Below are 12,954 nucleotides of genomic sequence, written 5' to 3'. Positions count from 1 at the left end.
TTTCCCTCTGTCGTTTTCGTTGCCGGGGCGTCGGACCGCCCGTCCGCTTTCAGTTCGGGCAGAATTTCACGTCCTTTGTCAGGTCCCTGTCTTTCAGGATCATAGAGATGCGCATGGACTTCGCCGCGTGGCAGGCGGCGGAAAAGTTGATCTTGCGGTCGGTGTACTCGGCGTCAAAGATTGCCTTGCCCTTCTTCGAATAGACGGCCACATCACCACACCAGCCGTCCTGATGGCAGCTTTCCGTGATGGCAAAATCCAGGACGTTCACGAAATGGCCGGTCATGTCCGGCACGTTTTTCTGGCCTATGGCGAGGCCGAGGCCATGGGCGATCTTCGCCAATGCCAGCACATAGGATTTGGTGTGCGCTTTGGTGATGGGAAACCCTGAATCGGCGTAGTGGACGTCCATATTGTCCGGCTCGATCGCCTGGAATCCCTTGGCCTTGCAGACCTCGAAGCGCTTCTTCATCAGCGGCAGGAGGATGTCGCGCTGGCGGATGTCCAGAAACTTCTCGTCGGGCCAGTCGCCATAGACCTTGCCGATGACCTTCGCCGGAAATGCCTTCCGATCCGGGGCGGTTTTCTCCAGCGTGCCGACACTGACGTAGCAGATCGTCTTGACGCCGCGCGCCCTGAGCCGGTCGATGGCTTTCTGCGTCACGAGTCCCGGGTGGAGGTCGTACACATTCACCTTGCGGGTCAGATCAAGCGGCGCGGTCAACTGCCAGTCCCAAGGCTCGCCGGCCGAAAAACGGGTTCTGGCTTCGGCCAGGGAACCGTGTGCAGCCATAAGCAGGCATAGGACGAGCAGGCGCGTCAACGGCATGGTGCTACCTCACTCAGCCGGTCGCCTCTCCTTCCGGAAAAACCGGTCCCCCACAGCTCGCAGATAGTCGAGAACGAGTTTCTTCGTTGCGAGCGGGACGGTTGTTTCTCCGGGCCAGCCAATCTCCGCAAGTATGGGACGAAAGCCGTCACCCCACAATCTCCGCGGTTTCCAGCACCGCGTGGAAGAGCACGTCGGCGCCGGCGGCGGCCCATGCCCTGGAGATGTCCTCGGCCTCGTTGTGGCTGAGGCCGCCGACGCAGGGGCACATGACCATGGTTGCGGGCGCGACCTTGGCCGCCCAGCAGGCGTCATGGCCGGCGCCGGAGATGATGTTCATGTGGCTGTAGCCGAGCCGTTCGGCGGCCTTGCGGACACGCTCCACCAGAACCGGGTCGAAGGTGACCGGATCGAAATGTCCGACGGCCTCGACCGAGCAGCCGACGCCCAGTCCTTCGCAGATCACGGCCGCCTCCTTCTCGATCCGCGCGCGCATGGCGTTGAGCTTGGCGAGGTCGGGGGTGCGGATGTCGACGGTGAAGACGACCTTGCCCGGCAGCACATTGCGGGAATTGGGAGAGAAGAAGACCTGCCCGACGCCGCCGACGGCGCCCGGCTGGTTTTCCATGGCGACCGTCTGCACCATTTCCATGATGCGGGACATGGCGAGCCCGGCATTGACGCGCATCGTCATCGGCGTCGAGCCGGTATGGGCCTCGCGGCCGGTCAGCGTGAATTCCAGCCACCAGAGGCCCTGACAGTGCGTGACGACACCAATCTGCTTGTTCTCGGCCTCGAGGATCGGCCCCTGTTCGATGTGATACTCGAAATAGGCGTGCATCTTTCTGGCGCCGACCTCCTCGTCGCCCTGCCAGCCGATGCGCTTCAACTCCTCGCCGTAGGTCTTGCCCTCAGGGTCCTTGCGGTCATAGGCATAATCCAGGGTGTGGACGCCGGCGAAGACGCCGGAGGCGAGCATGGCCGGTGCGAAGCGCGCGCCTTCCTCGTTGGCCCAGTTGGTGACGACGATCGGATGCTTGGTCTTGATGCCCAAGTCGTTCATCGAGCGGACGACTTCGAGAGCGGAGAGCACGCCGAGCACGCCGTCGAACTTGCCGCCGGTCGGCTGGGTGTCGAGATGCGAACCGACATAGACGGGAAGCGCATCCGGATCGGTGCCGGGGCGGGTCATGAACATGGTGCCCATCTTGTCGACACCCATGGTGAGCCCGGCGTCGTCGCACCACTTCTTGAAGAGATGGCGGCCTTCGCCGTCAGCGTCCGTCAGCGTCTGGCGATTGTTGCCGCCGGCAACGCCGGGGCCGATCTTCGCCATTTCCATGAGTGAATCCCACAGGCGATCGCCGTTAATGCGCAGATTCTCGCCGGGTGCAGCCGTCATTGCAAAGTCCTCACCAGTTTTTCGACAGGGCCATGCAAGGCGCATGCCCTCTTTCTTGTTCCCGTGGTCCCCGGCGGCCTCTTCGTGCCTTGTCCGGTGTCACATGCCGGTTGCCTTTGTCAGACAACTGGCAGATAATTTGACCGATTGGTAAACATTACTACTTCCGTCGCCGCACTCAAGCCGGAAAAAACAAAAAAAGACACGACAATTTGGCAGGCAATTGCCAAAAAGATGTGCGGCGGAAAAAGGCAAAAAAAGCGACGGCCGACAGGCGACAGGAGGGACGGCATGGCGATACCGAGGGCAGCACAGACCCAGCGCCGGACACGCATCCAGGAGGAGAAGGAGGAGATCATCCTCGAAGCGGCTCTGGACGTGTTTTCCCGACGGGGGTTCCGCGGTGCGACCATCGATCAGATCGCCGAGGTCGCCGGCATGTCGAAGCCGAACCTGCTCTACTATTTCCGCACCAAGGAGGCGATGCACCGCACCCTGATCGACCGGGTGCTCGACACCTGGCTCGAGCCACTTCGCGCCTTCGACGCAGACGGGGACCCGGAGGAGGAGGTGCGCTCCTATATCCGGCGGAAGCTCGAAATGGCGCGCGATTTTCCGCGCGAGAGCCGTCTCTTCGCCAACGAGATCCTGCAGGGCGCCCCGAATATCGAGGACGTGCTCAAGGGCTCGCTGAAGGCGCTGGTCGACGAGAAGGTCGAGGTCATCCGCTCCTGGATAAGGGCCGGCAAGGTCTACGACTGCGATCCCTATCACCTGATTTTCTCGATCTGGTCGACGACCCAGCACTATGCGGATTTCGACGTCCAGGTCCGGGCGGTTCTCGGCGAGGGCTGGGCTTGCGACGACCGCTTCGAGGACGCGGCACGCTTCCTCGAAGCCTTTTTCACGCGCGGGTTGATTCCTGCAGCGAGCCGCTGATCAGTCCGGCAGTCGCGCCATCAGGAGGAGACCGCCCGCCGTCACCAGCGCGCCGGCAAAGACGGACGCGGACGCCCAACCGTGGCCGATCAGTCCTTCCAGAATGATGATGAAGGTCGGCGTCAGGTAACCGTAGCCGAGCACCTTCGGCGCGGGCAGGCGCATCGAGGCGAACTGCAGCAGGAAGAAGGTGATGCCGGTGGTGACGACCGCGAGATAGATCGCGGCAAACCAGACAAAGCCGGGCAGGGCGGCGTAATCGATGCTCAGGAGCTGCGGCGTCGCCGGAATCAGGATGAAGAAGAGCGTGCAAACGGTCGCCCAGAAGACGAAGACGATCGCCGGTTCGCCGCGATTGAAGCGGCGGAGCAGCGGCACATAGGCCGCGTGGCAGAGCACGCCGACGAAATAGATGAGTTCGCCGCGACCGACGTCGAAGGCGAGGAGTGCCGCGAGGTCGCCGCGAAAGATCACCCAGATGGCGCCGACGGCGGCAAGCAGCAGGCTCAGCAGCACGTCGGGCCGGGTGCGCTGACGCATGAGCATCCAGGCGAAGACGGCGCTTGCCAGCGGCATCAGCGTGAACACCGCGCCGGTCGCTATGGGTGCGGTGAACTGCAGCGCGATGAACATGGTGACCATGTAGACGGCCATCAGCAGGCCGAGGACGAGGAAGCGTGCCGGCTCGGAGGGGGCGCGGAACCGGTGGCGGAATACGCCGAAACACAAGACGCCGATGACGGCGACCGTTGCCGCATAGCGGACCGCCTGCAGCGCGACCGGCGGCATGGAACGGGTCGCCAGCCCGCCGATCGAGAAGGACGAGGCGATCAGCATGGCAAAGAGCAGCATGGCGAGATGGGCGAGCAGCTTCTGCCGTCCCGTGGCGTGGACATTGTGCCTGTTTGCGGACGTTCGCTCGTTCGTCATGATTATTCCTTACCGACTGCGACCGATGTCGCGGCACCGCCGTAGCATGGTGCGGCGGTGGTCGGAAGAACCGATTTCGGGGCGAGGCTCGTCCTGGCGGCTGGCGAACGCCGGTCAGCGCATGCGCAGGATCATCGCGCCGGCGGCGATGATGAGTGCGGCGGCGATTCTCGTGCGGCCGACCTTTTCCTTGAGTACTAGCCCGGATATCGCCGCGCCGAACAGGATCGACGTCTCCCGGAGCGCTGCAACGACCGCAACGGGCGCGAGCGTCATCGCCCAGAGCGCGATGCCGTAGGAGGATACCGTTCCGACACCGCCGATCAGGCCGAGATGCCAGTTGCCGGCGGTGTAGCGCCGGAAGACCTCGCGGCGGGTGAGGAGAGCCCAGAGCACCAGCGGCGGGCCGGTGAGGAGCGAAAGCCAGAGCGTGTAGGCGGCCGGCGATCCGGAGAGCCGGACGCCGACACCGTCCACCAGTGTGTAGCCGGCGATGACGACGGCGTTCATGAGGGCGAGCAGGACGCCCGTCCTGCTGTCGCGTCCGGGAATTCCGCCCATCATGCTGAGGATGCCGGCGCAGATGACGGCGACGCCGATCCAGCCGGCCGTCGAAAGGGGTTCGCCGATCCAGGCCGTGCTTGCGACCGCGACCAGCAGGGGCGCCGTTCCACGCATCAGCGGATAGGTCTGGCTCATGTCGGCAGCGTGATAGGCACGGGCGACCAGCACGAAATACCCGACCTGCAGGACGGTCGACGTGGCGATGAAGGGCCAGCTCGCAGATGCGGGCTGAGGGAGGAAGGGGAGGACCACGGCGGCGATCAGCGAGGCGGAGGCTGCGACGAGCACCGTCGTCAGAAGCTTGTCTCCGGCGCCCTTGACGAGCGCGTTCCACGTCGCGTGCAGCGCGGCTGCGAAGAGAACGATCGCGAAGACGGAAAGGGCCAAGGGCTATGCCGATCGGTTGTTTTCTGCCGCCACGCAAGCCCGTTCCTTCGCAAAGCGCAGGAAGGTCGCCCCGTCCATCGGACGGGCGAGGGCATAGCCCTGCAGGGATTGGCAACCGAGGTCGCGGAGGATCGCCGCGTGCTCCATCGTTTCCACACCTTCGGCGACGATCTCGATGCCGAGCGAGCGGCCGATTTCGACGATCGAGCTGATCAGGCGGCGCTGTGCCGGCGCCTCGATGATCGGATAGACCAGCTGGCGATCGATCTTCAAGCGACGCGGAGAAATCTTCAGCAGCGACAGGATCGAAGCATAGCCGGTCCCGAAATCGTCGATCTCGATGTCGATGCCGTGGCGCCTTATCCGCTCGATGCTTTCGACGACCGCCGAACCCTTGTCATCGAAGGAGATCGACTCGAGGAGCTCGAAGGACAGGCTTCCGGGCAGAAGCTCCAGCCGGTCGAGGTGCTGGAACAGGCTTTCGTCGAAGAGACGCTGCGCCGAGATGTTGACCGACACCTTGCGGATGTCGAGATCGTTGGCACGCCAGCGTGCGAGCTGGAACAGCGCCTGATCGAGGATCATCGCGTCGATCTGCGAGACCACATTGAGGTTCTCGGCGACCTTCAGGAATGTATCGGGTCCGAGGATGCCGTGCTCGGGGTGATCCCAGCGGGCGAGCGCCTCCACGCCGGTGATCTCCAGTGTATGGGCGCAGAATTGGGGCTGGAAGTAAGAGACGAAGCCGTTCTGTTCGAGCGAACGGAGGATGGCGTCCGCGGTCTTCTTGGTATGGATGGTCAGCGACTTCAGGTCGTCGTTGTAGCGTTCGACGCGATTGCGGCCATGCCGCTTCGCCTCGTAGAGGGCGATGTCGGCGTTGACGAGCAACTGTTCGATCTGCATGCCGGAGTCGGCACGCGACGCGAGCCCGATGCTGGCGCCGATGCGGCATTCGTGTCCGGCATAGGTGAGGGGCAGGTTGATCGCATCGATGAGCCGCTTGGCGAGATCGAGGTGCTCCCGCTCGTTGAACACACCTGCGCAGACGACGACGAACTCGTCCCCGCCGATGCGGGCGACAAAATCGTCCGCGCGGATGCTTGCGCGCAACCGAAGTGCCGCTTGCCGCAGGATGTGGTCGCCAGCGGCATGTCCGAGCGTGTCGTTGATATCCTTGAAGCGGTCGAGATCGATGTGAAGCAGCGTGAAGTGTTCCGCTTCTCCCGCCTTCTCACTCAGCTTGGCGAGATACTGATCGAGATAGCGCCTGTTCGGCAGGCTGGTCAGCGCATCGTGGAGCGAGTTGTGCTCCATATGCTGGCGGGCAAGCTCGAGCTCGCGGTTCTGCAACTCCGCGCGTGCCTTTGCTTCGCGCAGCTCCTGTTGCAGGGTGATGTCTGCCGTCACGTTCCAGTTGACCCCCACCATCTTGCGGTGAAGGAAGGAGTCACGATACGTGGTGCCGAGTGCGCGGATATGGCGAACCTGACCCGACGGCGTGATGATGCGGAACTCGGTTGCGTAGTCCGTGCCTTCGGCGATGCAGCCACGAAAGACCCTCTCGGCCTCTTCCAGATCGTCAGGATGGAGCGCATTCCTCCACGTTTCGTAGGTGCTGCCGAAGGCGGATATTTCGACGCCGTAGAGTTGTGCCATGCGACCGTCCCAGTTGAGTGCGCCGGTCGTCAGGTCGAGTTCCCATACCCCGATCTTGGAGGCTTCGAGCGCGATGTCGAGCCGGTGCGAGAGCGCGTGCAGCTCTTCCTGGTGGCGGGAGAGCACGGCAATGTTCTTTTGCCGCTCCGCCAAGAGGCGCGCGACCCAGAGAACGGGTGCCAGGATCATGGCGCCCACCGCCAGCATCAGCAGACGCGAGAGCCACATGTCCTCCTGAGGCTGGTCCCAGCCGCCTTTCGGGATCGCGGCGATCTTCCAGCTTTCATGGCCGAAATTGATGAGCATGCTGACCGGCGTTTTCGCGAATATCGCGGAGTCGCCGTAGAAGGTCTCGATCAGCCGACCGCCTTCGGTTGTCGCAATGGCCACGTCGATGTTCGTGGGCTTGCCGAAGAGGCCGCTGTCGGCGAACAGCTTTTCGATGTCCACGACCCCCGAGACGATGCCCCACAGCATGGGAGAGGAGCCCTCCCTCTCGATCTTGACCGGATAACGCACCACGAGCCCGCGTCCACCCTGGACGAGATTGACAGGGCCGGTGACGACGAAGTTCCCGGTTTGTGCGGCCTTCATGGCACCGTCGCGCTGGGCAGGGTTGGTGCGGTAATCGAGGCCGATGACCGCCTTGTTGGCTTCGTAAGGGTAGACGTAGGCGACCTTCAGGTCGGGCGCGCCGACCACATTACGCAGTTGCGACTTGGCGCTCAGGATTCTCTCGGAAAGGGCCGAGAACCGTGCCTCGTCGATTGTCGGTTGCGTCTCGAGCGCCGCGACGAGACCCTTGAGTAGTTGGATGTTGCCGCTCATATTGCCTTCGAGCTTCGCCCTGACGAGACCGAGATTTTCCGTCACTTCGGCCCGGAGGTTGTCCAATCCGATACGCTGGCGCTGCTTTTCCGCATAAATCATCGACACCGCGAGCCCGGCAACGACGATGATCGCCGGCAAATAATATGGAAGAACCGAACGCAAGTATTTCCAGTTCGGACGTGTATCGTCGATGGGGCTCATATTCGAAACGGATCAAGAAACGGATTGAATGGCGACAAAGGCTGAGCAGTTCTCCCCTTGCAGTCCGCAGAATGAAGGAAACCCTTGAAGAATTTCTGAATCGAGCTGTGTACGCCCGGACGCCTTACCTTGGGTGGATGGCGCGAACGGGCGCCCGACGGGCCGCCGCAACGAGCGCCTATTTCTGTTCCAGGATCCGACGCAGCCGTTTTCGTGCCTCCTCTACCGATATGCTTTCGTCGTTGAAAAAGTCTGCGAGCACGCTGATCCAGCCTTCCGACATCTGCGATGGCATGGCCATGGACTGGGCGCTGACGACCTTGTTTTGTTCGGAGATCATCCGGAGTCCGAGCTTGCCGCAACGATCCAGACCTTCCGGATTCACGTCCATGCGCACTGGAAGCGAGCCCTTCAGCTTGCTGAACTCCAACTGGTTGAGGGGATCGAGCACCATCTTTGCGAAGGCGTACTGTGCCGCGGCGGTCTCCTCCCGATTGGTCAGGGGGAAGGCGAAAGCGTCGATGACCATGAAATAGGCGATGGATGTACCGGGCGCCAGCTTGCAATCGAAGTCGGCCTCGGCATCGTACCCGCGTGCGTACAATTCTCCCTTCGCCCAGTCTCCCATGAACTGCATGCCGGCCTCGCCGCTGCCGACCATGTTGGAGGCATCGGCCCACGTCTTGCTCTTGCGAGTCTCTTCGGGCTCGACATGCTGCGAGATGCGGCGCAGCATCTGTAAGGCTTCCGTCATCCCGGGCTCGTCCATGACCGCGGCATCGGCTCGCAGGGCCCTTGCATATCCCTCCGCACCCAGCGCGTAATACACGAGATTGTTGAAGATCAGGGAGATTTCCCAGGATCCGCCACCAATCGCGATCGGAAGTATGCCCTGCGCCTTCAGCTTGTCGGCCGCCTCGAACACGTCGCCCCAGGTCTCGGGTGCGGCGATGCCGGCTTTGGCGAAAGCCTTGCGGCTGGTCCACAGCCAGTTTTCCGCATGAATGTTGGTCGGTGCGAAGTAGACATGCTTCTTGTAGGAAATTCGCTCAAACACGGATTTGGGAAGGACCTCGCGCCAGTTCTCCTCTTCCGCAATCCTGTCGATCGAGAGTGCGATGCCCATTTCCGGCAGTTCGCGCGAGCCCTCGTTTGCATTCCACTGCATGACGGCGGGAGGGTAGCTCGAAGAGATGCGTTCGGCGACGACGCGTTGCACCGCGACCTTGTTTTCAGCAGGAAGGTCGATCCACTCGTGGCCGTCCTTACGCCAGGCCGTGCGAAATACGTCGAGCGCCTTGCTCTCGCTCTGCGATATCCAGAAATGCACGACGTCGATCGTCATCGGGTCGGCCTTGGCGGTTTGCGCCGGCCACGCGGCTCCGGCGAGGAGGGCTAGGGAAAGGGTGGCCTTTCGCACCGTGTTACGTAGTTCTGTCATGTATCTTTCAGTTCCCTCGTGTGTTGTTTTTGCCTGGATGGCCGCGCTTTCAGCGCCGGGCTTCTCGCCGCAGCGGAACACGCGTGATGAACGTTTCGAGATAGGAAGTCGCCTCGTTGACGGGCATCGGTTTGGCGAACAGATAGCCCTGTGCGACGGAGCACCCATGTGCAGCCAGGAAGGTACGCTGCACTTCGGTCTCCACGCCTTCGGCGACGCAGTTTTTGCCGAGGCTACGGGAAAGATCGAGCATGGAACGGGTGATCTGTTCCGAACGCGGGTCGTGACCGATGCCGGAGACAAAACTGCGGTCTATCTTCATCTCGTCGAACGGGAAGTCGCGCAGATGCAGGAGCGAGGCAAAGCCCGTGCCGAAGTCGTCGAGCGAGACCGACGCGCCGTGCTCGCGGAAGCGATCGGCGGACCTGTAGATCCGGTCCGAACCCTGGTCGAAGAAGACGTTCTCGGTGACTTCGACGGTAAGGTCGCTCCAGCAGATGCCGTTAGCCTGAATGGCGTCGGCAAACATCTGGAACCCGTCATCGCAGACGAGCAACGATTCCGGCAGGTTGATCGCGACCGGTCCCGGTGCAATCCCCGCGTCCTTCCACTTGCGGATGTCCTTGCAGGTGGCGTCGATCACTGCCCTCGTCATCTGGCGCATGACGCCGGCCCCCTCCACGAGAGGCAGGAATTGTATCGGAGGCAGCAAACCGCGCTGGGGGTGTTGCCATCGAACGACCGCCTCGAAGCCGAGCGGCGTCCCGGACACGAGGTCCACTTTCGGCTGGTAGTGCACCACGAACTCGCCGCGCTCCGGCGCTGTCACGAGTTCAAGCATGAGCTGATTCTGCTTCATCCTCTCCGCCCAGGATGCCTCGTCGAAGATGACGGCCTTGCCGCGCAGGCCCTTCGATGCGTAAAGGGCAATGTCGGCGATGCGGATCAGATCCTGCTTGCTCGCCGCATGCACCGGGGCAATCGCCCCGCCGATGCTGGCTGAGACGTGCACCAAATGCCCGTCGACCGAGACGTCGGCACGAATTCCTTCAAGGATTCTCGCCGCGATGCCCTGAAGGACGACGGGGTCGGTGATGCCGTGTACCAGGATGGCAAATTCGTCGCCGCCGAGGCGCGCAGCGACGTCCTGCGCGCGGACCGCTCCCCTTATGGCCTTCGCGACGTGGCAGAGAACGGCATCGCCGGCCGGGTGCCCATAGCTGTCGTTGATGTCCTTGAAGCGGTCGAGATCAAGCAGCAACAGGGAGAAGCCGCCGCCGTTTGCCGGCAGGAGGGCAAGCGTTTCTTCCAGCTCCTCGTGGAAAGCCGCGCGATTGTTCAATCCGGTCAGTGCATCCGTATGTGCCTGATGCGCGAGTTGCGCTTCGTATTCCTTCGATTGCCCGTGCTCCTGCTTCAGTTTCTTCAGCAGCGGCTTGAACAGGAAGAAGCTGGCAAAGAGGAGGGTTGCCTCGAGCAGCAACGCCAGAAGCGTGTAGAGCGTGGCCGCATTGTTGATGCTGATGTCGCTCCGATCGTGCACTCTCGAAATCAGATCACCGAACTGCTGCATGAGTGCACCGTCCGACGACGTTGCGAAATCGATCGGTCCCCAGAAGCTGTAGCGCAGCCTGCGCTCTTTGCTCGACGTGCCTGTCACCCGTTCGGCACGCGACAGAAAGTCCTCGAGGCGCTCGTTGAGTTCCTCGCGGAGCCTCTCGTACTCCGTGTCCCGCGGCCTCAGCCGTTCGAGAGCGTTGTCGCCGAGAGCCTGATTGAGCTGCCGAAGCTCCCCGCCGAGCGCCCTGATATGGGCGATGTTGCGCCGGATCTCCTTGATCATCGGCTGCAAGAGGCTGTCCGGCAGATCCCGGTCGCCCGATGCCCGCATCAACGCCCGCGTCTGATTGGCGAGCTGCTGAAAGCTGATGAACTGGCTGCTCGTCGCGAAGCTGACGCTTTGCTGCAGCGCATGGCGATCGAGAGCGACCTTGACGGTGACATAGCCCGCGCCGATGAGGAGCGTCATGACGATGGCCGCATTCATGTAAAGTCGTGCGATCGAACTGATATAGCGTTCAACCGAGAGCGACGGTGCCCTGGTCATTCCAAGAAAATTCCTCTTCCCGCGCCTGAGACGATCAGGAGCCCTGGATAAAGTCCGACGTTTTCTAACAGAATAAAAAGTTCAATTATTTCGTATTTTCTAAAGTCATGTAATTCTCCAATTCTACGGGCGATCTACTTAAGACATACTAAAAGCTGACGAGAGAACTCGAACAGTGGGCGCTTTGCCCGGCCGCATGCGCTTTGCGGCGGATATGGGGAGACGCGCGGCGGCACTCCTTCGCGCCCGATGTCACGGCGCGAAAAAAGAGGGCCGCGGTTCGCGCGGCCCTGCAAGACGATCAGATTTCCGAGGGACGGGAAGCGTTGACGATTATTCCGCCGCCTGCACCGCCATCGGGTTGTTCGGATGGGTCGTCCAGTTGGCGTAGTTCGGATCGACGGGCTTGCCGGTGCGCTGGTCGATCGTGCCGGGCTCGAGGCCGACCATGGTGATGCAGTTCTCGACCGGACAGACGTTGACGCAGAGATTGCAGCCGACGCATTCCTCTTCCTTGACTTCGAAGTGGCGAACGCCGTCGACCATGTTCGTGATCGCCTGGTGCGAGGTGTCCTCGCAGGCGATGTGACAGCGGCCGCACTTGATGCAGGCTTCCTGATCGATATGCGCCTTGGCTATATAGTTGAGGTTCAGGTATTTCCAGTCGGTGACGTTCGGCACCGCACGGCCGCAGACGTCGTCGAGGGTCCGATGTCCCTTGGCGTCCATCCAGTCGGAGAGCCCGGTGATCATCTCCTGCACGATCTTGAAGCCGTAGGTCATCGCCGCGGTGCAGACCTGGACATTGCCGGCGCCGAGCGCCAGGAACTCCGCCGCGTCGCGCCAGGTGGTGACGCCGCCGATGCCGGAGATCGGCAGGCCGTAGGTCTCCGGATCGCGGGCGATTTCGGCCACCATGTTGAGCGCAATCGGCTTCACCGCCGGACCGCAATAGCCGCCGTGCGTACCCTTGCCGCCGACGGTCGGGTTCGGCGCGAAGCTGTCGAGGTCGACCGACACGATCGAGTTGATGGTGTTGATCAGCGATACGGCGTCGGTACCGCCGGCCTTTGCGGCGCGCGCGGGCTTGCGGATGTCGGTGATGTTCGGTGTCAGCTTGGTGATCACCGGCATGCGGGTGTATTGCTTGCACCAGCGCACCACCATTTCGATATATTCCGGCACCTGTCCGACTGCTGCACCCATGCCGCGCTCGGACATGCCGTGCGGGCAGCCGAAATTGAGCTCGATGCCGTCGGCACCGGTCTCTTCCACGAGCGGCAGGATCGCCTTCCACTCTTCCTCGACGCAGGGGACCATGATCGAGGCGATCAGTGCGCGGTCGGGCCAATTCTTCTTGACCATCTTCATCTCCTGCAGGTTCACCTGCAGCGGACGGTCGGTGATGAGCTCGATGTTGTTGAGGCCGAGCAGGCGGCGGTCGGCACCCCAGATTGCGCCGTAGCGCGGGCCGTTGACGTTGACGACCGGCGGCCCTTCCGAGCCCAGCGTCTTCCAGACGACGCCACCCCAGCCGGCCTTGAAGGCGCGCTCGACGTTGTAGGCCTTGTCGGTCGGCGGTGCGGAAGCCAGCCAGAACGGGTTCGGAGACTTGATGCCGACGAAGTTGTTGCGAAGATCAGCCATGATATCTCTCCCGATCC

At 62.3% G+C, this 12,954-nt stretch carries 9 protein-coding genes; 1 reads left to right on the top strand and 8 read right to left on the bottom strand.

The annotated features are described in order from the left end of the window. Positions 1 to 49 precede the first annotated feature (49 nt). Entirely contained in the window at positions 50 to 823 is a 774-nt protein-coding gene (locus tag NHF53_RS13970) for an endo alpha-1,4 polygalactosaminidase (RefSeq protein ID WP_252834686.1), read from the bottom strand. A 154-nt stretch (positions 824 to 977) separates the two neighbouring features. After that, positions 978 to 2,231: a Zn-dependent hydrolase gene (locus NHF53_RS13965; protein ID WP_252834685.1), complete on the bottom strand. Its 1,254-nt coding sequence runs from the start codon at positions 2,229 to 2,231 to the stop codon at positions 978 to 980. Between the two features lie 291 nt (positions 2,232 to 2,522). Here NHF53_RS13965 and NHF53_RS13960 point away from each other — a divergent pair, with 291 nt between their 5' ends. Then, the gene (locus tag NHF53_RS13960) at positions 2,523 to 3,170 is read left to right on the top strand and encodes a TetR family transcriptional regulator C-terminal domain-containing protein (RefSeq protein ID WP_252834684.1); all 648 of its coding nucleotides are present in this window, start codon (positions 2,523 to 2,525) and stop codon (positions 3,168 to 3,170) included. Here NHF53_RS13960 and NHF53_RS13955 read toward each other — a convergent pair whose 3' ends face one another. The 6 genes from NHF53_RS13955 to preA form a co-directional block, all read right to left on the bottom strand. Continuing rightward, positions 3,171 to 4,100 carry a DMT family transporter gene (locus tag NHF53_RS13955; RefSeq protein WP_252834683.1) on the bottom strand — a complete coding sequence of 310 codons (930 nt, stop codon included), beginning with the start codon at positions 4,098 to 4,100 and terminating at the stop codon, positions 3,171 to 3,173. A gap of 114 nt (positions 4,101 to 4,214) precedes the next feature. Then, positions 4,215 to 5,051 (bottom strand): EamA family transporter, encoded by an 837-nt coding sequence (locus NHF53_RS13950; RefSeq protein WP_252834682.1) that lies wholly within the window; start codon positions 5,049 to 5,051, stop codon positions 4,215 to 4,217. Positions 5,052 to 5,054: 3 nt separating this feature from the next. Next, positions 5,055 to 7,742 carry an EAL domain-containing protein gene (locus tag NHF53_RS13945; protein ID WP_252834681.1) on the bottom strand — a complete coding sequence of 896 codons (2,688 nt, stop codon included), beginning with the start codon at positions 7,740 to 7,742 and terminating at the stop codon, positions 5,055 to 5,057. Positions 7,743 to 7,920: 178 nt separating this feature from the next. After that, a complete protein-coding gene (locus tag NHF53_RS13940; protein WP_252834680.1) occupies positions 7,921 to 9,183 on the bottom strand; it encodes an ABC transporter substrate-binding protein in 1,263 nt (420 codons plus the stop codon). 49 nt (positions 9,184 to 9,232) lie between these two features. Next, positions 9,233 to 11,290, bottom strand: coding sequence for a bifunctional diguanylate cyclase/phosphodiesterase (locus NHF53_RS13935; protein ID WP_252834679.1), 2,058 nt, complete (start codon positions 11,288 to 11,290; stop codon positions 9,233 to 9,235). Between the two features lie 333 nt (positions 11,291 to 11,623). Next, complete coding sequence (gene preA / locus NHF53_RS13930; protein WP_252834678.1) at positions 11,624 to 12,937, bottom strand: NAD-dependent dihydropyrimidine dehydrogenase subunit PreA; 1,314 nt, start codon at positions 12,935 to 12,937, stop codon at positions 11,624 to 11,626. Positions 12,938 to 12,954: the final 17 nt, after the last annotated feature.

Source organism: Ciceribacter sp. RN22 (assembly GCF_024054295.1).
GTDB classification, from domain to species: Bacteria; Pseudomonadota; Alphaproteobacteria; order Rhizobiales; family Rhizobiaceae; genus Allorhizobium; species Allorhizobium lividum.
The sequence above is the reverse complement of the archived record's forward strand: the minus strand, read 5'-3'. Positions and strand labels throughout refer to the sequence as shown.